The sequence below is a fragment of the Salegentibacter chungangensis genome, from assembly GCF_042678405.1.
Lineage (GTDB): Bacteria > Bacteroidota > Bacteroidia > Flavobacteriales > Flavobacteriaceae > Salegentibacter_A > Salegentibacter_A chungangensis.
Window position 1 is genome coordinate 2,145,289 of sequence record NZ_JBHTLI010000001.1, and the last position, 20,667, is coordinate 2,165,955.

At 41.9% G+C, this 20,667-nt stretch carries 17 protein-coding genes; 8 read left to right on the top strand and 9 right to left on the bottom strand.

The features are described 5' to 3' along the window. Position 1: 1 nt before the first annotated feature. A complete protein-coding gene (locus ACFQ3Q_RS09795; RefSeq protein ID WP_380745246.1) occupies positions 2-1,234 on the top strand; it encodes a hypothetical protein in 1,233 nt (410 codons plus the stop codon). Between the two features lie 95 nt (positions 1,235-1,329). Here ACFQ3Q_RS09795 and ACFQ3Q_RS09800 read toward each other — a convergent pair whose 3' ends face one another. The 4 genes from ACFQ3Q_RS09800 to ACFQ3Q_RS09815 are packed head-to-tail and all read right to left on the bottom strand — an operon-like array spanning position 1,330 to position 6,815. After that, positions 1,330-2,781 (bottom strand): lipopolysaccharide biosynthesis protein, encoded by a 1,452-nt coding sequence (locus ACFQ3Q_RS09800; protein WP_380745248.1) that lies wholly within the window; start codon positions 2,779-2,781, stop codon positions 1,330-1,332. A 3-nt stretch (positions 2,782-2,784) separates the two neighbouring features. Next, the gene (locus ACFQ3Q_RS09805) at positions 2,785-4,071 is read right to left on the bottom strand and encodes a glycosyltransferase family 4 protein (protein ID WP_380745250.1); all 1,287 of its coding nucleotides are present in this window, start codon (positions 4,069-4,071) and stop codon (positions 2,785-2,787) included. A 27-nt stretch (positions 4,072-4,098) separates the two neighbouring features. Next, entirely contained in the window at positions 4,099-6,510 is a 2,412-nt protein-coding gene (locus ACFQ3Q_RS09810; protein ID WP_380745252.1) for a YfhO family protein, read from the bottom strand. Positions 6,511-6,536: 26 nt separating this feature from the next. After that, positions 6,537-6,815, bottom strand: a complete 279-nt coding sequence (locus tag ACFQ3Q_RS09815) for a DUF4834 family protein (protein ID WP_380745253.1) — start codon at positions 6,813-6,815, stop codon at positions 6,537-6,539. Between the two features lie 106 nt (positions 6,816-6,921). Here ACFQ3Q_RS09815 and ACFQ3Q_RS09820 point away from each other — a divergent pair, with 106 nt between their 5' ends. Then, a complete protein-coding gene (locus ACFQ3Q_RS09820) occupies positions 6,922-7,875 on the top strand; it encodes a transporter (RefSeq protein WP_380745255.1) in 954 nt (317 codons plus the stop codon). A gap of 56 nt (positions 7,876-7,931) precedes the next feature. Here the strand turns inward: ACFQ3Q_RS09820 and ACFQ3Q_RS09825 are convergent, their stop codons facing one another. From ACFQ3Q_RS09825 to ACFQ3Q_RS09835, 3 genes are all read right to left on the bottom strand, one after another. Then, on the bottom strand, positions 7,932-9,197 hold the full coding sequence (locus ACFQ3Q_RS09825; RefSeq protein ID WP_380745257.1) for an aminotransferase class I/II-fold pyridoxal phosphate-dependent enzyme: 1,266 nt from the start codon (positions 9,195-9,197) through the stop codon (positions 7,932-7,934). A gap of 147 nt (positions 9,198-9,344) precedes the next feature. Continuing rightward, on the bottom strand, positions 9,345-10,385 hold the full coding sequence (locus tag ACFQ3Q_RS09830) for a PLP-dependent cysteine synthase family protein (protein ID WP_380745258.1): 1,041 nt from the start codon (positions 10,383-10,385) through the stop codon (positions 9,345-9,347). A gap of 97 nt (positions 10,386-10,482) precedes the next feature. Beyond that, on the bottom strand, positions 10,483-12,612 hold the full coding sequence (locus ACFQ3Q_RS09835; RefSeq protein WP_380745260.1) for a S9 family peptidase: 2,130 nt from the start codon (positions 12,610-12,612) through the stop codon (positions 10,483-10,485). Between the two features lie 61 nt (positions 12,613-12,673). Here ACFQ3Q_RS09835 and ACFQ3Q_RS09840 point away from each other — a divergent pair, with 61 nt between their 5' ends. Continuing rightward, the gene (locus ACFQ3Q_RS09840) at positions 12,674-12,997 is read left to right on the top strand and encodes a YbaB/EbfC family nucleoid-associated protein (RefSeq protein ID WP_380745262.1); all 324 of its coding nucleotides are present in this window, start codon (positions 12,674-12,676) and stop codon (positions 12,995-12,997) included. 71 nt (positions 12,998-13,068) lie between these two features. Here ACFQ3Q_RS09840 and ACFQ3Q_RS09845 read toward each other — a convergent pair whose 3' ends face one another. Beyond that, positions 13,069-14,097: a threonine aldolase family protein gene (locus ACFQ3Q_RS09845; RefSeq protein ID WP_380745264.1), complete on the bottom strand. Its 1,029-nt coding sequence runs from the start codon at positions 14,095-14,097 to the stop codon at positions 13,069-13,071. Positions 14,098-14,285: 188 nt separating this feature from the next. Here ACFQ3Q_RS09845 and prfB point away from each other — a divergent pair. The 4 genes from prfB (at position 14,286) to ACFQ3Q_RS09865 (ending at position 18,808) form a co-directional block, all read left to right on the top strand. Further along, a protein-coding gene (gene prfB / locus ACFQ3Q_RS09850; RefSeq protein ID WP_380745265.1) for a peptide chain release factor 2 occupies positions 14,286-15,384 on the top strand; the annotation gives its coding sequence in 2 pieces (ribosomal slippage) (positions 14,286-14,348 and positions 14,350-15,384; 1,098 coding nt in all). 70 nt (positions 15,385-15,454) lie between these two features. Further along, positions 15,455-15,796 carry an arsenate reductase (glutaredoxin) gene (arsC, locus tag ACFQ3Q_RS09855; RefSeq protein WP_380745267.1) on the top strand — a complete coding sequence of 114 codons (342 nt, stop codon included), beginning with the start codon at positions 15,455-15,457 and terminating at the stop codon, positions 15,794-15,796. Between the two features lie 23 nt (positions 15,797-15,819). Beyond that, positions 15,820-16,188, top strand: a complete 369-nt coding sequence (locus ACFQ3Q_RS09860; RefSeq protein WP_380745268.1) for a hypothetical protein — start codon at positions 15,820-15,822, stop codon at positions 16,186-16,188. A 118-nt stretch (positions 16,189-16,306) separates the two neighbouring features. After that, a complete protein-coding gene (locus ACFQ3Q_RS09865; RefSeq protein WP_380745270.1) occupies positions 16,307-18,808 on the top strand; it encodes a TonB-dependent receptor domain-containing protein in 2,502 nt (833 codons plus the stop codon). Positions 18,809-18,862: 54 nt separating this feature from the next. Here the strand turns inward: ACFQ3Q_RS09865 and ACFQ3Q_RS09870 are convergent, their stop codons facing one another. Next, positions 18,863-19,039, bottom strand: coding sequence for a hypothetical protein (locus ACFQ3Q_RS09870; protein ID WP_380745272.1), 177 nt, complete (start codon positions 19,037-19,039; stop codon positions 18,863-18,865). A 204-nt stretch (positions 19,040-19,243) separates the two neighbouring features. Here ACFQ3Q_RS09870 and fumC point away from each other — a divergent pair, with 204 nt between their 5' ends. Beyond that, positions 19,244-20,641, top strand: coding sequence for a class II fumarate hydratase (gene fumC / locus ACFQ3Q_RS09875; protein ID WP_380745273.1), 1,398 nt, complete (start codon positions 19,244-19,246; stop codon positions 20,639-20,641). Positions 20,642-20,667: the final 26 nt, after the last annotated feature.

Below are 20,667 nucleotides of genomic sequence, written 5' to 3' on the forward strand. Positions count from 1 at the left end.
AATGAAAAATTTATCCATTTTACTTGCCTTTCTATTCGCCGGAGTAGCAGCAAGTGCAACAGAACTTCCTGTAAACCCCAGAAATTCCTATGGAGACTCCTTTATTTTTGTAGAAGACGGAGTGGAATTCGCAATATATCCTAACGGAGAATTTGACTTTTACTATAACCCCGACTTCAGAAGAAGAAGTGTGGTAAACATATCTACTCCAAATGTGAATATCAGTTATAACTCAGGTTACAATTATGAGACCTTTGTTCAGTATGACGATTATGGGGCGGTGATCCAAATTGAAACCGTTCCCGTATATTATGATTACTACGGAAGAATAGTCCAGGCCGGAGATGTATTCATAGAATACAATCATTTCGGTAGAATATCGAGGATCGGGAACCTGTATGTTCACTATAACAGGCATCATCATATAAGCCACTATAACGGCTTCATTAACCGCTATAACCGTAGATATATTCACAGACCCTGGCACCGCTATTATTCAAGGCCGAATGTAAATGTAAGCATTGTATTCAACCGTCCTTACAGAGCCTATTATCAACCTCAGAGGATAAATTATAATACCTATGTGACCAATTACAATACTTATTATAAGCACAGGAAACATCGTGATTTCTACCGTCCTAATCAAAAGGTAAGATCTTACAACCGTGGGCGAAGGGTGTCACATAAAAGAGATATCAGGAAAGTCAGCCATCACAGGAGCTCCTCAAATGTTGCAGGAAACAGAAATAGCCGTGTAAACCAAAGAGATGATGTTAGAAGAGGTCGCTCCCCTAAGTATTCCGCTCAAGATGATGCAAGAACCATTCAGCGAAGAAGCAGAAGCATCTCCAGCAGAAAGGAAAGCAATACGAACTCCCGCGGCAGGTCTGTAAAGCAATCGTCTCATAAAAAGAGAGGTACAGCTGTAAACAGGACAAGACAGCCGCGACAAATTAAAAGTACCCGTCAATCCAGGTCACAAAATAAAAATGTAAGAACCAGAAGCCGAATTTCGAGAGAAAAGGCATCGGTTAGAAAAATACAGATAAGCAGAAGCTCCGGAAACAGCAGAAGGCAAACAGCCCGAAGCTCGAGCAACAGAACTCCGAGAAAGGTTCAGGCTCAAAGCCGCACCTCTTCAAGAAGACAAAGTGCTTCGAAAGCCCGCAAAATTAGATCAAATTCTTCTTCAGGAAAACGAAGTTCGGCACGAAATATGAGACATAGAGGATAAAAGATATCATAATTTAATTTTTTGGTTGGTTAGTTGGAAACCCCTTGGACATCGAGAGATGGCCGGGGGTTTCCCGTTTTTAGGAATGTCCTGGTCTACTTTAGAAAACGTCCTACAATAACACTTACCTCTTCAGAAAACCTAAATTTATAAGCAAGGAAAATAAATCCGGCACAAATCATAGCCGACTTCAAAGCAATATTCAAAATGGGGTGAAACGGGAAATCCCAAAAGTAAAATCCAATACAAAAAACAGCTATGCTTAGAAGAATTTGCCAGGTCTTGCTGGTAAATGGATGCAGCCTGAACTTACGGTAAACCAGAAAGACCTTAAAAGTATTATATGAGCAAAAGGCTATAAAAGTAGCTATTGAGGCCCCTATGATCCCAAGCCAGGGAATAAATACCAGGTTGAGAAGAAAAGCCGTAATAGCCAGTAATACCCCAATTGCCAGAACAATCCGGTAATAATCTGAGTTGAAAAGAATACTATTATTATTACCCAAAAGATTATCGTAGAGTTTTATCAAAGAGATTAGCAAGACCACAAGGACACTAATTTCATACTCATCAGGGATCATTTCATAGAGCTGTTCCAGGTTGGTTATGATAAGGGTGAAAATGACCCCGCTAACAACTAACAAATTTAAAGAGCTCTTCGTGTAAAGGTCTTTAAGGCTTTCCCTGTCCCCATTATTTAAATAACCCGCCGTCATAGGATTGGTGATTTGCTGCATCGCCTTAGAAGGCACCGAAATCACCGTAGCGATATAAACAGCAATTCCGTAAACGGCAACGTTTTCTATAGGAAGATAATATTCTATCATCACCTTATCCAGGTCTAACAATACCATAGCCACAGATGCCGCAATAAGGATAAGGGAAGTATATTTAAGTACCACCTTATAATTCTCAGGAAATCTAAAACGTATTCTTGGGGTGTAAAGCATAAATGCATAGGCCCCCATCACAAGAGTCCTGAAAACAAAGACGGAGGCAACCCCATAAATAAACTGCGGAATACTAATCAGGTCAAGATAAACAGCCACGAGCAGCACACTGACACAGAACCTGTGAAAAACTTCTTTCATAAAGTTCCCCAGTACGCTTTTATAAAACACCTTGGTCCAGGAGAAGAACACTTCAAAATAGGCGGTTGCGGTTGCAATAACGAAGATGAGCCAGATATAGGGCTGCACCAATTGGTTTTCATCAGAAAAATACTTCAGAAGAAGGTCATAACTTAAAAAGCCAATAAGTCCCAGAATCCCCGAAACGATAAGTGGCAGAAAAAGTATCATATTCAACAGCTTATCCCGTTCTCCCCTTGTTTTATAGGAAGTATAGAACTTCACCAGGGTAGAGTTCACCCCGAAGGCCATAAAGGGCCAGATCAGGTTAGCTGCAGAGAGCAGAAAGCTAACGAGCCCATAGTATTGCTGTTCTAAAAAATAAGTGAACAGGAACAGCGTATTGATCGCACCAATCCCAAATCCAAAATAGGTTGTGACAAGATTTTTAAACGACTGCTTTATGACTATCCCCATCTTTTAGACCTCGCTTATAAGTTTAGCTAATTTACCTGTGAGTTGTTTTCTGCTGTATTTTTCTATATTCTTAGAGTCGCACTGCAATTGTCCTTCTTTAAACAACTTATAAGAACCTAAAATTTCTTCTTTTAAGGATTTCTTCTCTTCATAACCAAACACCTTCCCAGCTTCAGTTTCCTTAAGGATGATTCCTGCATCCCAGTTAGGTGGCCCAATAGCTATTACAGGTCTTTTGGCTGCCAGGTATTCGAATATTTTCCCGGGAATAATTCCCTTGGTTTCTTCACTGTCTATCTCAATAAGCAGCAGAATTATACTGCTTCTTTGCATTTTCAATGCTTCACGGTGACTTAAATACCCGTGCAATTTAAGATGATTATCCAGCCTGTATTTGTTTATACTTTCAATCACCTCTTCACTTACCGTTCCTGCAAGATCCAGTTGCAGATCCCTGGAGAAGTCTTTATTTTCCTGAACAAGTTCCGATAGGGCTTCCCACAAATTTTTTGGATTCCTTTCAGACAATAGAGAACCAATATGCGCAAGACTGAATTTTTTACCTGATTCAGATAGATCCTCCCCTGAAGTAATATCATAGCCGTTAGTGATAACTGTTACCGGTTTGTCTGTCTTGGATTGAAATTCTTCTTTAGTGGTAAAGCTAGTCGTGATTATCCTGTCGGCTTCATTCAGCACCTCTTTTTCAAGCTTGATATGCTTCTTTTGGGAAGCCTGTGAAAGTTTCAGTTTTTTATGATAACCAATATTGGTCCAGGGATCCCTGAAGTCAGCTATCCATTTTACATCAAGTTTCCGTTTCAGTTTAAGTCCTATAAGGTGAAGGCTATGCGGCGGACCCGTTGTAATCACAGTATCAATATTTTCCGTGTTCAGAAATTCTGTTAAGAATTTAACCGAAGGCCTGACCCAGAATTTCCGGGCATCGGGAATAAAGAAATTCCCCCTAACATAAAGCATAAGCCGCTGCACAAAGTTCTGCTTCTCTTCTTTGGCGATGATACCCGAGCTAATGGTTCTGGTCTGTTTTCGGGAAAATATACTGGCTAAAGCATAAGGCTCAAAAATAGGTTTTTTTATAAGCCTGATATCTTGCGGGACTTCATTCAGAAAGCTTTTATCGGTAATCGGGTAACTGGGGTTCTCTGGGATATATAAAACCGGTTCAACTCCAAAATCCCTGAGGTATTTAACGAATTTCAGCCAGCGCTGAACTCCCGGGCCACCCGCAGGAGGCCAGTAATATGTTATGATCAGGACTTTTTTCATTGATTGTTATTCCGGCTTATCAGGATATTAATCCTTCTTAAAACCATAAAATATACCGCCCAGCATCGCCAAAACAAGAATTATACTGCTGGCAAGAGCAATTGCACTTCCGGTATTCACCACTTCGGGTTCAAACCTGAAACTTATATGGTGCTCTCCTGCCGGTATATTCATAGCCCGTAATACATAATTGGCTCTAAGGTGATCTACGGGCTCTCCGTCAATATAAGCCTGCCATCCGGGCTGGTAATAAGTTTCTGAAAATACGGCGAATTGTGGTGCATCTGCCGATGTTCTATAAACCAACTCATTCGGCTGATGACTAATAAGCTCAATACTTGCCGAATGATCATAATTGAAATCTCCGGAAAAGTTTTCCCGGAACCTTTCATCTATAACTGCAATGTTTTTAAGATCTGTCTCCTTGAGCTCCAGAATTTCCTGGTTAGCTGAAGGCACCCACTTAACATCTTTAACAAACCACGCATTACCGTATGCATTGGGATTAACCTGGGCCTGCACTCCTTCTTCTCCCGGAACAACAAAATACTTGGTGTTAAGCATACTTAGTATTTTCATATTATTCCTGGAAATGTAAAAGTCATACAGGTCCTGAATTCTTCCAGGTTTGGCAGCGTGATATCCACCAATGGAATTATGGAAATAAGAGGTTCTTCCGGTATTGAACGGACTTCCGGAAACGTCAAAAACACGATATCTTGTGGTATCCTGCAGGATCTGGGCATCAGCCTCGTTCATCTGAAATGGTTTCTCCATTTCTCTTGCCTTTACAAAATCGTCGTTATTCACATATCTTTTGTCCACTCCAACCAGATCTACTACAAACAAAACGGCAAAGCCGAGTATCACCAATTTCTTCGAAATGAATTTTTGCAAATACACCCAGATAAGCGCAACAGAAAGGATTACAAAAACCAGCGACCTTATGGTATCTGCAGTAAAAATCGCCTTTCTGTCTTCCTTAAGGGCTCTCACAAAATCGATACCCAGTTGTTGTATCAAATTAGAGTCTGAAGCCCCGCTGAAATCGAATAAAACCGATTTAAAAAGCAGGAATATCATCAATAAACCGCCCGTAATTATTGCCGAATACCGGAGAGCGTATTGTTTTGCTTTAAGATCGACCTTAGGATTGAATAATTTAGACAAACCAAATACGGCCATAAGCGGAACACATAATTCAATAATGATCTGTATGGAAGAAACGGCCCGGAACTTATTGTATAGAGGCACATAATCGATAAAAAACTCCGTCAAAAACCCGAAATTCCTTCCCCAGGAAAGCAATAAAGCCAGAATGCTTCCGCCAATGATCCACCATTTCAATCTCCCGCGGACAAGGAACAGGGCGAAAACAAATAAAAAGATCACCGCAGCTCCAATGTATGCAGGTGCTCCAACGTATGGTTGATCTCCCCAATAGGTAGGCGCGCCTTCAGCAAAGTTTTTTGCCTGTACTGGAGATGCTCCAAGATTAAGCAGCTCTTTATAAACCTCAGAATCCTCTCCAACATCTTCAGAACTTGAGCCACCCATAAAACGGGGAATAAGTAAATTAAAGGTTTCAGCGATCCCGTAACTGTATTCGGTGATGTATTTATAAGTAAGTCCGCTATCAGGTTTATCTGAACCTTCAGGGGTGATGGTAAGCCCGGTATCTCCTCTGGTACTATGTGCTGCATATTCCTGTGTTGCCAGTAAGTTAGTCGCATTGGCGCCTATAGCAAGTATAACTGCCACCACCATAATACCCAAGGCCTTGAAGTATTCCGGTATGGTTTTCCTTCGGTAAGCGTCCACCAGATATGCAATTCCAAGTACTATAACCAGCAACAGCAGATAATAGGTCATTTGAAAATGGTTCGCTCCTATCTCTAGGGCCATCGAAAAGGCAAGCAGTAAAAACCCGCCCCAATATTTCTGGCGAAATGTCAGGATAATACCTCCAAGAACCATTGGCATATAAGCTATGGCGTGGGCCTTGGAATTATGCCCAACCCCGAGAATTATTATGAGATAGGTTGAAAACCCGAAGGCCAAAGCTCCCAGGAAAGCAAGCCTGTAATCCAGCTTTAGGCACATTAATAAGATATAAAATCCAATAAAATAAAGGAACAGATAATCTGCAGGACGTGGCAGGAACCTAAGGACCTTATCCAGTTTGTTCACATAATTATGAGGGTAATGAGCACCAAGCTGGTAGGTAGGCATTCCCCCGAAGGCTGCATCGGTCCAGAAGGTCTCTTTCCCGGTTTGCTCCCGGAAATCATTCTGTTGCTTAGCCATCCCGATATACTGTACAATATCGCTTTGGAAGATCTTTTTACCCTGAAGTACAGGGCTGAAATAGAATAAGGAAATAATTATGAAGCCCGCTAAAACAAATAAATGGGGAAGTAAATGCCTGTATTTAGCCATTAAAAAGGATTTTATTACGACCGAAATTAATCAATTTCTTCGTAATCGATATACTCCCCTACATTTTTATTGGAATTTCGCTTATTCTTGGGTTTCTTATCAATGCTAATATCACCTTCTTTTTTTCCGGACTGGTACTGACCTGCCTGTTGCTTGAATTGCTGCTCAAACTTCCTTCCCATCTTCCTCATAAAATACTTCAGCAGAAGTGGCCCGAACCAGCGGATTAATATTTTAAAACCGAAGTATACTAACAGAACGATAAGAATCGTTTTAATTACTCCGGAAAATGATGCTTCGTACATGTTTTTCCTTTTTGCAAAAATAAAAAACAACAGGGAGTTTCGAAGTTTATTCGCTCCTAAAAAAATAATAATTCTCCTATCTTTGAGATACAAAACTCACCAGACTATGCGAAAATTACAAGTACTTGTATTGCTGATTCTTGGCACAAGCTACACCATAAACGCTCAATATACCGAAACCCTAAACTCTAACCGCCCCGGAGAATCCCAGGGCGCCTTCGCTGTAGGTACCGGGGTTTATCAGCTGGAAGCCGGAGGTTTCTACGGAAACGACAAACACGCATTATACAAGACCAATACCGATATTTACGGGGCAGATTACTCCCTGAGAGTCGGAGTGCTTACCGATATCCTCGAACTTAACTTTATGGGATCCTACCAGGCAGAAACCACAACTCTGAGAGTTGGCGGGTTTGATGAAGAATACAAGAGAAGTAACTTTCCTACCACGGTGATTGGTGCAAAGGCCTTATTGTATGATCCCTATAAAAATGCAGAAGACAAACCTAATTTATACAGCTGGAAAGCCAATCAGCGATTTAAGTGGAAGAAACTCATCCCTGCTATCTCGGTTTACGGAGGTGCCAATCTTAACTTCTGGGATAACCCTTACACACCGGAAGGAGAAGGCTCCATTAGCCCGAAAGCTGCAATTATAACCCAGAACAACTGGGGGCGCTGGGTACTGGTGCTCAATTTTATTGCTGACAAGTTCACCGAAGAATACTCAACCTACCAGGGAATTGCGACCCTAACCCACGCTGTAACGCCTAGATTTGCTGTTTTCGGGGAGTTCCAGACGATAATCAGCGACCTGTATGCCGATGATCTTGCAAGGGCGGGAATGGCTTACCTGTTAACTAAAAATCTGCAGGTAGATGTTTCTGGTCTGGTCAACTTTAAAGATACTCCTGAACGCTGGCAGGTAGCCGGCGGATTATCTTACAGGCTCGATTTTCACGAAGAGCAGGAATATAGCGGAGAGGCTACTCAATCTGAAAAAAGAAGACGTTCGAGATCTGAAAAAAGGGGATTCTTTAGAAGGAAAAATAAGAATTAACAAAAAAGCCCGGAATAAAATTCCGGGCTTTTTTTATGTTTGATTTAGACTTATAACTAAGCTTTCTCGTTCATTGAAGCCTCTACAGAAGCCGAAAGCCTTTTATAGGTTCCATTCTCCAGTCTTTCCCTGATAGCTGAAAAGGCATCAAGGGTTTCTTCCACATCCTGAAGGGTATGAGTTGCTGTAGGAATCATTCTCAACAGAATAAGTCCTTTAGGAATTACAGGATAAACAACTATCGAGCAGAACACTCCGTGGTTTTCCCTAAGGTCTTTAACCAAAGCCATAGCCTCAGGAATGCTTCCTTTCAGATAAACCGGGGTAACACAACTCTGCGTGGTTCCTATGTCAAATCCACGATCCTTAAGACCATTCTGAAGCGCATTCACATTCTCCCAAAGCTTGTTCTTAAGCTCTGGCATAGTTCTAAGCATTTCAAGACGCTTACGGGCACCAACCACCAACTGCATTTGCAGAGATTTGGCGAACATCTGTGAACGCAGGTTATATTTTAGGTAATCTATGATCTCTTTATCTGATGCTATAAATGCACCGGTACTGGCCATAGACTTCGCAAAAGTGGCGAAATAAACGTCAATCTCATCCTGAACGCCCTGCTCCTCACCTGCTCCGGCTCCTGTTTTTCCAAGAGTTCCAAATCCGTGAGCATCGTCTACGAATAACCTGAAGTTGTATTTTTTCTTAAGCTCAACGATCTCTTTCAGTTTTCCCTGCTCACCGCGCATTCCGAAAACTCCTTCAGAAATAAGAAGGATTCCTCCTCCGGTCTGTTCAGCGATCTTGGTGGCACGCTTAAGATTCTTCTCGATACTTTCCATATCGTTATGCTTGTAGGTAAAACGCTGACCAAGGTGTAATCTTACCCCGTCAATAATGCAGGCGTGTGCGTCTACATCATAAACAATAACATCGGCCTTGGAAACCAAAGCATCAATAGTGGAAACCATTCCCTGGTAACCGAAATTCAATAAATAAGCAGATTGTTTGTGTACAAAAGAAGCCAGCTCGTCCTGCAATTTCTCGTGAAGGTCCGTATGACCACTCATCATTCTCGCTCCCATAGGATAAGCTGAACCGTATTCTGCTGCTGCTTCGGCATCCACTTTGCGCACTTCCGGGTTATTGGCAAGCCCCAGGTAATCGTTCACACTCCAGGTGATCACTTCTTTACCTCTGAATTTCATTCGGTTAGAAATAGGTCCTTCCAGCTTTGGAAATACAAAATATCCTTCTGCCTGTTCAGCCCATTTTCCCAAGGGTCCCTTATCCTTATATATTTTATCAAATAAATCTCTCATCGATGGTTTTTTATAAGAGCCGCAAAAATACTTAAAAATGACTCAATTGTACAAAGTTATTTTAAAAACACCAAGTTGCTAATAAATAAAGAAGCATCCTTAAAACCAAGGATGCTTCTTTATTTATTTTCAGAATTCATTAAGCTTTTACTTTATAATCTGTATGGTTTCTGCTTCGGCCTCGTTCTTTGTGTCGAAAAAACCCTGCTGATTCATCCAGTCATCACTGTATATTTTACCCATATAACGGGAACCGTGATCCGGAAATATTACCACCACTTTGCTGTTCTGGTCAAATTCACCTTCTTCAGCGAGCTGTTTTAAGCCCTGCGTGGCTGCTCCACTGGTATAGCCAACAAAAAGACCTTCGGTCTTAGCAAGTTCACGTGCGGTATGAGCACTGTCTTCATCGCTCACCTTCACGAATTTATCAATAATATCGAAATCGGTGGCAGTTGGTATTAAATTCTTCCCAAGGCCTTCGATCCGGTAGGGATAAATTTCCGCAGAATCGAATTCTTTGGTTTCGTGATATTTTTTCAAAACCGATCCGTAAGCATCGATACCGATGATCTTAATATTCGGATTTTGTTCTTTCAGATACCTTGCGGTCCCCGAAATTGTACCTCCTGTCCCACTGCAGGCTATTAAATGGGTAATCTCCCCATTGGTCTGTTTCCATATTTCAGGACCGGTACTGTTAAAATGAGCATCGATATTCAGCTCATTGAAGTACTGGTTGATATAAACAGAACCTTTGGTCTCCTCGTGAAGACGTTTAGCTACCTGGTAGTAGGATCTCGGGTCATCGGCTGAAACGTGGGCAGGGCAAACATAAACCTTGGCTCCCATAGTTTTCAGCATATCTATCTTATCATTTGAAGCTTTGGAACTTACCGCCAGGATGCAGTCATAACCCTTGATCACACTCACCATGGCGATACTAAAGCCCGTATTGCCGGAGGTAGTTTCGATAATAGTGTTACCTGGTTTAAGGATTCCTTTTCTCTCAGCCTCTTCAATGATATAAAGGGCGATCCGATCTTTAGCAGAGTGACCGGGATTGAAGGCTTCTACTTTGGCGAAATACTCACCTTTCAGGCCTTCTGTGATTTTGTTAAGCTGTATGAGGGGCGTATTCCCTATAAGTTGTAATACGTTGTCATACACTTGCAACTCTTCTTTCATAAAATGAAGTTCTTTACAAAATTAGGTTTACATACTTTCGGGCTTAGGCCATAAAGTTTACTGCAAAAACCGCTCAAAGTTAAGGCAAATATTTTAATTATTCCCTAATCCCTTCCAAATCGAGCAAAAAGGCATACTCTTCGGCAACTTCCCTCAAGGCTTCAAATCTTCCTGAAGCCCCACCGTGTCCTGCCTCCATATTGGTATGAAATAAAAGGATATTATTATCGGTTTTCAGCTCTCTTAATTTAGCGACCCATTTGGCCGGCTCCCAGTATTGCACCTGCGAATCGTGTAGTCCCGTAGTTACCAGCATATTCGGATAATCCTGGGCTACCACATTATCGTAAGGAGAATAACTCATCATGTAATCATAATATTCCTTGTTGTTGGGATTTCCCCATTCGTCATATTCTCCCGTAGTTAGCGGGATACTATCATCAAGCATCGTAGTCACAACATCTACAAAGGGAACCGCTGCTATCACGCCGTTATAAAGCTCCGGAGCCATATTTACCACAGCACCCATAAGCAATCCCCCTGCTGATCCACCCATTGCGTAAAGATGATCTGGCGAAGTATATTTCTGCTCGATCAGATATTTTGAAACATCAATATAATCGGTAAATGTATTGCATTTACTGAATAGCTTTCCATCCTCATACCAGTTACGACCCAGGTACTCCCCTCCCCTGATATGAGCAATTGCATAAATGAACCCACGATCCAACAGACTCAACCTTACAGTTGAAAAATAAGGGTCTATAGTAGAACCGTAAGAACCATAAGCGTACTGCAGCAACGGATTGGTTCCATCCAGTTTGATGCCTTTTCGGTATACAAGGCTCACCGGTATCTTCGTGCCGTCTTCGGCCGTTGCCCAAATCCTTTCTGAAGTATAATTCTCTTTATTGAATTTTCCTCCCAACACTTCCTGCTCCTTTAATACGGTCTTTTCTTTGGTCTCCATATTATAATCTACAACCGAAGTGGGCGTGGTCAGGGAGTTATAGGTATATCTAAGTATATCCGTATCGAAGGCGGGGTTTATTGAAGTATATGCAGTATAGGTCTCATTATCGAACGGAATATAATGTTCCCCGCTATTATCCCACCTGATGATCCTGATCTTGTTAAGCCCGTTGTTCCTTTCGCTCACCACCAGATACTTCTTGAAGATATCGATATCTTCAAGCAGGTAATCTTCCCTGTGAGGGATCACATCTACCCAATGCTCTTTTTCAGTCTTATCTAGTGGGGTTTTCATCAGTTTAAAGTTCACCGCCTTATCCTTATTGGTAAGCACATAAAAATGGTCCCCGTAATGCGAAATACTATACTCCAGTCCCCGTTCCCTGGGTTGGAATACCTTGAATTCTCCTTCAGGATTATCGGCCTTTAATATCCGGTATTCAGTGGTTAGAGTACTCCCTGAACCTATGATAATATATTCCCTGGACTTCGATTTATAGACATAAGTGCCGAAGGTTTCGTCGGTTTCTTCAAACACCAGTTCATCTTTGGCCGGGTCGGTACCCAATACGTGCTTATAAATCCTATAAGGCCGCAGCGTGGTCTCATCTTTCTTGGAGTAAAACAGGGTTTTGTTATCAGCTGCCCAGGTAGAGCCCCCGGTGGTATTCTCTATCTTCTCATCATAGATCTCTCCTGTCTCAAGATTCTTAACCTGGATGGTGTATTTACGACGGCTTAGGGTATCCACGCCAAAAGCTACGAGTTTGTTATCCGGACTTACGTTAAGGCCACCAAGACTGTAATAGTCGAAGCCTTCAGCCATTTCATTTACATTGAAGAGCACTTCTTCACCGGCCTGGAGATCCCTTTTCTTTCTTGAGTATATAGGATAATCCTTACCTTTTTCGAAACGGGTAAGATACCAGTATCCGTTCAGTTTATAAGGCACAGACTTATCATCTTCCTTTATCCTGCCTTTCATTTCATTAAACAGTTCCTCCTGAAGTTGCTTGGTATGAGCCGTCATCTGCTCATTATATTCATTCTCCTCATTCAGATAATTAGTCACCTCCGGATTCTCTCTTTCATTCATCCAGTAATAATTATCAACCCGAACATCCCCGTGGATCTCCAGTTTCTTCTCAATTTTTTTCGCTTTTGGAGGTAAAATCTCTTTTTTCAAATCGTTCTGTTTTTGAGCAAGGGCAAAGGTAAAGTTTCCAAATAGAATAATAAATATTAGATACTTCATATCGGCTGGTTTAATGCTGTAATTTAGTAAATTTGCCTTTTAGTCATTAAAAAAGAATACTATGTTTGGAGATATGATGGGTATGATGAATAAAATCAAGGAAACCCAGGAAAAAGTAGAAGCGACCAAAGAACGCCTTAAAGGGGTTTTAATCGATGAAGAATCAAACGATGGTCTTTTAAAAGTTACCATTACCGCTACCCGCGAGATCAAGAATATTTCGGTAGCCGATGAATTGATGGAAGATAAGGAACAACTGGAAGATTACCTTGTTCTCACGCTCAATAAGGCCATTGCAAGAGCCACGGAAGTAAACGAAGCTGAACTTGGTGCTGTTGCCAAGGACGGGATGCCTGATATTCCCGGGCTGGATATGTTCAAATAACATCCGTAAAACCATACAAAGAAACCCGGCAGATCGATCTGCCGGGTTTCTTTTTTTAAACATTACAGGATTCAGAGTTTAATATTATCCAGAACATCGAGGAATCTCTGGTGCATTTCTTCTGAATAATCCAGATGGGTCACGATCCTCAGTTTCCCCTGGCCCATATTGCTTATCCTGATATTATTCTTTTCCAGCTGTTTCATAAAACCTGCTTCATCTGAAGCCTTCTTCAAATAAAAGATAATGATGTTGGTCTCTACAGGCTCTACTTCCTCTACATAAGCCTGATCAGCCAGGGTCTCTCCTATTTCTGAAGCTCTTTTATGGTCTATACTAAGACGTTCTACATGATTATCTAAAGCATAAACTCCGGCGGCGGCCATAAACCCGATCTGACGCATTCCGCCGCCCAGTACCTTGCGCACTCTTATGGCATTCTGCATTAGATCTTTATTTCCAATCAATACAGATCCCATAGGAGTCCCAAGGCCTTTAGACAAACACACAGAAATGGTATCAAAGAGTTTTCCATAATCCTTAGGGTCCTCATTTTTAGCAACAAGAGCGTTAAATAATCTTGCCCCATCCAGGTGAAGTCCTAGTCCGTGCTTATTACACAGCTTTCTTATCTTTTTGACCTCATTCATATCGTAGCAGGCTCCTCCTCCTTTGTTGGTGGTATTTTCCAAACATACGAGGCTGGTTAAGGGACTATGGTAGAAATCGGGAGGATTAATGCTCTCCTCCACCTGTTCGCAGGTGATCATTCCGCGATCCCCGTCTACAAGTTTACAGGATACCCCGCTATTAAAGGAAACTCCCCCCCCTTCATAATTATAAACGTGGGCCCATTTATCACAAATTAACTGCTCGGCCGGTTGGGTATGAAGTTTTATCGCTGCCTGGTTGGCCATACTCCCTGTAGGAAAGAAAAGCGCTTCATCTTTCCCGAACATCCTGGCAAGCTTTTGCTCCAGTTCATTTACCGTGGGATCTTCCTTATAGACATCGTCGCCAACTTCAGCTCCCATAATTGCCTGCAACATTCCTTTGGTTGGTCTTGTAACCGTATCGCTTCTAAGATCTATTTCTTTCATTCAATTTTAAATTTTATTGGTTCAGTGTAAAAATCGGGACTCCACCTTAGATTCACTGGTTTTCAAACCCCTAGACCGGTCGGCCGTTTTCACTGTAATTCTTCAGAAGTCTAAAACTATAAAATAATCGTTAAATACTTTCGGAGAGGCCAGGTAAATTCTATTTTTACATTCAAAAATCACAGAAAATGATCACAACCGAGCAGATCAAGGATCTTAGAGAGCGCCTGGGTGCGTTAAGGAGGTATCTTTGACATTGATGCCAAGAAAATAGAAATCACCAATCTCGAAGAGAAAACCTTTGCCCCCGATTTCTGGGATGACCCTAAAAAGGCTGAGCTTATAATGAAAGAAGTGAATGCCGAGAAAAAATGGGTTGAGGATTACGAAAAAGCTGAAACTTTCGTCGATGACCTGGAGGTGATCTACGAGTTTTACAAAGAAGACGAAGCTTCAGTTGAAGATGTGGAAGACAGGAATGACAAGGCTTTAGACCTTATCGAGAAGCTGGAATTCAAGAATATGCTTTCTGAAGAAGGTGACAATCTGAGCGCGGTACTCCAGATCACTGCCGGTGCCGGAGGTACAGAAAGCTGTGACTGGGCTGAAATGCTGATGCGGATGTACCTAATGTGGGCCGAGAAAAACGGTTATAAGATCAGGGAGCTCAATTATCAGGCCGGAGAAGTTGCGGGAATCAAAACCGTAACCCTTGAAATTGAAGGAGAATATTCCTTTGGCTGGCTTAAAGGTGAGAACGGCGTGCATCGCCTGGTTCGTATTTCGCCTTTTGACAGCAATGCGAAAAGACATACTTCTTTTGCTTCGGTATACGTATATCCGCTGGCAGATGAAAGCATAGAAATAGAGATCAATCCTTCAGAGATCTCCTGGGAGACTATGCGGGCTTCGGGAGCCGGAGGGCAAAATGTGAACAAGGTGGAGACCGCCGTGCGTTTGCGCCACGCCCCTACCGGTATCGTTGTCGAGAATTCAGAAACCCGTTCCCAGCTGGAAAATAAGAATAAAGCAATGCAGTTGCTTAAAAGTCAGCTTTATGAGATCGAGCTTCAGAAGCAACAGGCTCAGAAACGGGAGATCGAGGATTCCAAGATGAAGATCGAATGGGGATCGCAAATAAGGAATTATGTAATGCACCCCTACAAACTTGTAAAGGATGTAAGAACGGGTGAAGAGACCGGGAATGTAGACGATGTTATGGATGGCGGGATTGACCGGTTCCTGAAGGCCTATCTTATGATGATGGGACAACGGGAAGAAGATTAAAGACTAACGAAAGTCATTTTATTTTTAAATAATTATTGCTTATTTTAAAACTGAAAAAATTTAGAAAAAGATGATCACTATATATCACAACGCGAGATGTAAGAAATCCCGCGAAGGACTTGAGATTGTAAAGAATTCAGGTAAAGAATATAAAATAAGGGAGTACCTTAAGGAGCCTCTTAGTGAAGAGGAGCTGGCAGAGCTTATTGATAAGATGAACATCTCTCCCATCCAGTTGGTAAGGAAGAATGAAAAGATATGGAAAGAGGAGTACAAAGATAAAGATCTTAGCGATAAGGAACTTATCACGGTAATGACCAGGAATCCAAAACTAATTGAACGACCTATAGTAGAAAATGACCGGGAAGCCGTTATTGGCAGACCGGCAGACAATATTGACAAAGTACTTTAAATAATTAATAATACACTCAACTTATGAAAATTCAGCACAGGATAGCTCTTATAAGTTTGGCCGGACTAATGGTTGCCGGATTTGTGTATTCCCAGATCTATATACATCAACGCAGCAGGCAGGAACTGGAAGAGATCGCGCAGGAGCTTGCACTAACCTGGAAGGATAAACTGGCACTTACAGCGGTTCAGACCGAACTGCTGGAAAATGTAATAATTGAATATACCATCAGGAAGAATGAGATCATAAATTCTCCGATTAATGAGGATAGTATGGTCAGAAAGTTACAGGCGGTTCAGCGTTCTGAACACAAGGCCTTAAAGAAGTTCTTGTCTGAAGAGCAATTTGAAGACTATACCCAATTGAATAAGGAGATCACCCAGAAGGCTTAGTTGTTGAATTCCGGCTAAGCCTGATTTCGATCTTATACAACTCCCCTGTTTTCTTAAAATTCCCCGATCCCTTTTTAAACCATTCGCACTTTTTGGAGTCAAAACACAAAAAGATTCTATGACCACCAAAAAGTTATTATCTATAGCGGCGGTTCCGCTGCTATTGCTCTGTTTTAATTTTTCAATGCAGGCCCAACAGGGGTCACCGGAAGTGCATACCATAACCGGAAAAGTGATCGACAATGATCTTGAAGTTCCTCTGGAATATGCGACCATTTCTGTAGTAAATACCAGCGACCGGCAGGACCTTACCGGCGGGGTTACCGACAGGAAAGGAAATTTCTCTATAGATGTGCCTGAGGGAACCTACGACATCATAATCGAATTCATCTCTTACGAACCTAAGCGCTATAACGACCGTGAGATCAATTCTGATCTCAACCTGGGTAACGTACCGCTGGGCATAAGCTCCAGTAACCTTGATGAGGTCGTGGTAAGAGCAGAAACCACCCAGGTGGACATACGCCTGGACAAAAAGATCTATAATATTGGAAAAGATCTTACTACAGGTGGCGGCACCGTTAGTGACGCCCTTAACAATGTCCCATCGGTCACCGTAGATATAGACGGAGGTATCGCACTTAGGGGAAACGAGAATGTTAGAATCCTGATTAATGGAAAACCTTCAGCTATGGCAGGTTTTGGGTCTACCGATATCCTGAATCAGCTTCCGGCAGAAGCCATTGAACGTGTAGAGGTGATCACCTCCCCATCAGCCAGATATGATGCTGAAGGAACCGCAGGGATCCTGAATATCATTCTGAGAAAGGAAAAGACCTTAGGTTTCAACGGCTCTCTTAATTTGAACGGGGGCATCCCGGCAAATGCAGGAATTCAGTCCAACCTTAACTATCGCACCAGAAAATTCAATATTTTCAATACCACTGGATTTCGATATTTTGATGCCCCGGGTTACGTATATTTTGATACCCGCTATAAGGATGCCAGTGAAAATGATTTTGACCGTATCATAGAAGATCGTGATATGGCAAGGCTCAACCGAAATTTCAACACCAACTTTGGAGTAGAATACTTCCTTACAGACAAATCTTCTCTTACGGGTAGTATCTTCTACCGCTACGGGGAAGATGAGGATGTTACCACGAATATTACCGATTATTTTCTGAATAGTTCTGAAGCCTTCGGAACCAGGAGAATTGAAAAGGAGTCTGAAGAAGACAACAGCTTCCAGGTCGCCTTCAATTATATAAACAATTTCAACGATAAAGGACATAAGCTTACTGCCGATTTCCAGTATGAAAATGACCGGGAAACGGAAATTGGAAGAATCAATGAAGTAGAGGAATACAACAATATTGATTATGCACCCGACTTTTTTGATGAACGTATAACTACTACCGAAAAACAGAACGAATATCTTATCCAGGCCGATTATGTGTTACCTTTTGGGGAAGATTCACAGTTTGAAGCCGGGTATCGCGGGAATTTTGAAAATGAGATCACAGATTACAGGTTAAGACAGGAAGATACAGAGTCCGGTGAGCTGGTGCTTAATGAGAATTTATCGAATATTTTCGATTATACCGAGAACGTAAACGCATTATATTCACAATACGGATCCAAATTGGGCAACTTATCCTTTCTTCTTGGTTTAAGATTGGAGAACACCCAGCTTAAGGGAAAAATAGACTCCAGGTTAACCGACGAAGAGATCGAAGAAGTTTTCGGTTTTCCAATAGACACCAATTTCGATAACAATTACCTTGGCCTGTTCCCTACTCTTAACATTACTTACGAATTAGGTAAAAAGGAGAATATCACCTTCGGCTATAACAGGAGGATCAACAGGCCAAGAGGCTGGTTCATTAATCCTTTTCCTTCAAGAAGCAGTAATAATAACGTATTCCAGGGAAACCCGAACTTAAAACCGGCTTATTCGAATGCCTTTGACCTTGGATACCTCAAAAAATGGAAAAAGATCACCTTCACTTCTTCAGTTTATTATCAGCACGAAGATGATTCGTTTGAAAGAATCCAGGAAAATGTTCCGGGAACCAATATCATCAGGACTATTCCGGTTAACCTTAGCAGCAACGATCGTACGGGAGCTGAACTGGGCGTATTATATAATCCGGCGAAATGGTTAAGACTAAACGGGAGTTTCAACTTTTTCCAGTTTAAGACCTCAGGAGAGTTCGATGGTGTGGATTATAGCGCAGAGAATACCAGCTGGTTTGCAAGGTTCAGTTCTAAAGTCAGCCTTCCGGCGAAAATAGACTGGCAAACCAACGCGTTTTACAGGGGTGCTGCAGAAGAAGTACAAGGAACCAGGGAAGGATACCTTTCTCTTGATCTTGCATTCAGCAAAGATATCCTTAATGATAATGCCACAGTTTCATTAAATGTGAGAGATCTGCTCAATTCCAGGAAAAGAGAGTCCTTCACCGAAACTATGACCTATGAGCGATATACAGAGTTCCAGTGGAGACAAGGGCAATCGGTAAATCTATCGTTTATTTACAGGTTCAACCAGCAAAAGGAAAGAAGAAACGGAAGAGGAGATAATGAGGATGGTATGATGGACGGGGAAGGATTCTAATTTCCGGAAGCAAACAATCAACAATAAAAAAAGGGACTTATCTAGTCCCTTTTTTTATGCTTTTTGTTCTTTAGCTTTTTTCCTTGCTTCCTTTTTCTCTTTAAGCAGCTCCGTAACAGAACCTCCTATCCAGTAAGGAAGAATCGCCATTAAGAATATCATGAGCCAGAAACCCATTGTTAAAATAACGAGGAAAGCCAAGAAACCCAGATACTGATCGAATTCGAACATAACTTCCAATAATTTTGAATCTGTTCCAAAGATATAAACTCTGCGCGGCTTATCACAAATAAAACTTAATAATTTATTAAAACAATCGGCAAAAAAGCCTCCCTACACCTCATACGGCAGGGAACCAAAAGGATAATTTTCAGGAATTTTAAGCGTAAAAAGTTCGCTAAAATGTAAATTTGTATCCAACCTAATATTATAATTATGGAATATAGAATAGAAAAAGATACTATGGGGGAAGTAAAAGTTCCTTCAGATAAACTATGGGGAGCCCAGACCGAACGTTCCAGAAACAATTTCAAGATAGGTCCGGCTGCCTCAATGCCGCTCGAAATCATTTACGGTTTTGCCTACCTTAAAAAAGCCGCGGCTTACACTAATTGCGAACTTGGTGCGCTTCCTGTTGAAAAAAGAGACTATATCGCTAAAGTTTGCGACGAGATATTGGAAGGGAAGCACGATGACCAGTTTCCACTGGTGATCTGGCAAACCGGAAGTGGTACCCAGAGCAATATGAACGTGAATGAGGTTATTGCCAACCGTGCACACCAACTGGCCGGAAAAAATATAGGCGAAGGAGAAAAGACCCTTCAGCCAAACGACGATGTGAATAAGTCTCAGTCTTCTAACGACACCTTTCCTACCGGAATGCATATTGCCGCTTATAAGAAGGTGACCCAGGTTACCTTACCGGGGGTAAAACAACTGAGAAATTCCTTAAAAAGGAAAGCTGAAGAATTCAAGGATGTGGTAAAAATTGGAAGGACGCATTTTATGGATGCCACTCCCCTAACTTTAGGACAGGAGTTTAGCGGGTATGTAGCCCAGCTGGATTATGGCATCAAAGCCCTGGAAAGCACACTTCCTCATCTTGCCGAGCTGGCTCTGGGAGGCACAGCCGTGGGAACCGGGCTTAATACCCCTAAAGGCTATTCAAAAAGGGTAGCTGAATTTATTGCAAAATTCACTGAACTGCCTTTCACTTCCGCAGGAAACAAATTTGAAGCCCTTGCTGCACACGATGCCTTAGTGGAAACTCACGGAGCATTGAAACAACTTGCGGTTTCCCTTAATAAAATAGGAAACGACATCAGAATGCTTTCTTCGGGTCCGCGATGCGGAATAGGAGAAATCACTATTCCTGCCAACGAACCAGGATCTTCTATTATGCCGGGTAAAGTAAACCCTACCCAGTGTGAAGCACTTACAATGGTATGTGCCCAGGTTATGGGAAATGATGTAGCGATGAGTGTTGGTGGTATGCAGGGACAGTTCGAACTGAACGTCTTTAAACCTGTTATGGCTTCCAATCTCCTGCAAAGTGCACGCCTTCTTGGGGATGCCTGTGTTTCTTTCGATAAACACTGTGTTTCAGGAATCGAGCCCAACCACCAGAGAATTCAGGAACACCTGAACAATTCCCTGATGCTGGTTACAGCACTAAACACCAAAATAGGTTATTACAAAGCGGCAGAGATCGCCAATACCGCACATAAAAACGGAACAACTTTAAAAGAAGAGGCCGTTAATTTAGGATACCTTACCACCGAAGAATTCGATGAATGGGTACAACCTAAAGATATGGTTGGCGGACTTAAGTAAGTCGAAACTTTATTTTAATTCCATAA

Excerpts from the sequence above, each read along its gene's own strand:
- ACFQ3Q_RS09860 (WP_380745268.1), top strand. The coding sequence starts at position 15,820 with ATGAAAATTCAGCACAGGATAGCTCTTATAAGTTTGGCCGGACTAATG.
- ACFQ3Q_RS09830 (WP_380745258.1), bottom strand. The coding sequence starts at position 10,385 with ATGAAAGAAGAGTTGCAAGTGTATGACAACGTATTACAACTTATAGGG.
- ACFQ3Q_RS09825 (WP_380745257.1), bottom strand. The coding sequence starts at position 9,197 with ATGAGAGATTTATTTGATAAAATATATAAGGATAAGGGACCCTTGGGA.
- ACFQ3Q_RS09795 (WP_380745246.1), top strand. The coding sequence starts at position 2 with ATGAAAAATTTATCCATTTTACTTGCCTTTCTATTCGCCGGAGTAGCA.
- ACFQ3Q_RS09835 (WP_380745260.1), bottom strand. The coding sequence starts at position 12,612 with ATGAAGTATCTAATATTTATTATTCTATTTGGAAACTTTACCTTTGCC.
- ACFQ3Q_RS09810 (WP_380745252.1), bottom strand. The coding sequence starts at position 6,510 with ATGGCTAAATACAGGCATTTACTTCCCCATTTATTTGTTTTAGCGGGC.
- fumC (WP_380745273.1), top strand. The coding sequence starts at position 19,244 with ATGGAATATAGAATAGAAAAAGATACTATGGGGGAAGTAAAAGTTCCT.
- ACFQ3Q_RS09865 (WP_380745270.1), top strand. The coding sequence starts at position 16,307 with ATGACCACCAAAAAGTTATTATCTATAGCGGCGGTTCCGCTGCTATTG.
- ACFQ3Q_RS09805 (WP_380745250.1), bottom strand. The coding sequence starts at position 4,071 with ATGAAAAAAGTCCTGATCATAACATATTACTGGCCTCCTGCGGGTGGC.
- ACFQ3Q_RS09800 (WP_380745248.1), bottom strand. The coding sequence starts at position 2,781 with ATGGGGATAGTCATAAAGCAGTCGTTTAAAAATCTTGTCACAACCTAT.
- ACFQ3Q_RS09870 (WP_380745272.1), bottom strand. The coding sequence starts at position 19,039 with ATGTTCGAATTCGATCAGTATCTGGGTTTCTTGGCTTTCCTCGTTATT.
- ACFQ3Q_RS09840 (WP_380745262.1), top strand. The coding sequence starts at position 12,674 with ATGTTTGGAGATATGATGGGTATGATGAATAAAATCAAGGAAACCCAG.
- arsC (WP_380745267.1), top strand. The coding sequence starts at position 15,455 with ATGATCACTATATATCACAACGCGAGATGTAAGAAATCCCGCGAAGGA.
- ACFQ3Q_RS09820 (WP_380745255.1), top strand. The coding sequence starts at position 6,922 with ATGCGAAAATTACAAGTACTTGTATTGCTGATTCTTGGCACAAGCTAC.
- ACFQ3Q_RS09815 (WP_380745253.1), bottom strand. The coding sequence starts at position 6,815 with ATGTACGAAGCATCATTTTCCGGAGTAATTAAAACGATTCTTATCGTT.
- ACFQ3Q_RS09845 (WP_380745264.1), bottom strand. The coding sequence starts at position 14,097 with ATGAAAGAAATAGATCTTAGAAGCGATACGGTTACAAGACCAACCAAA.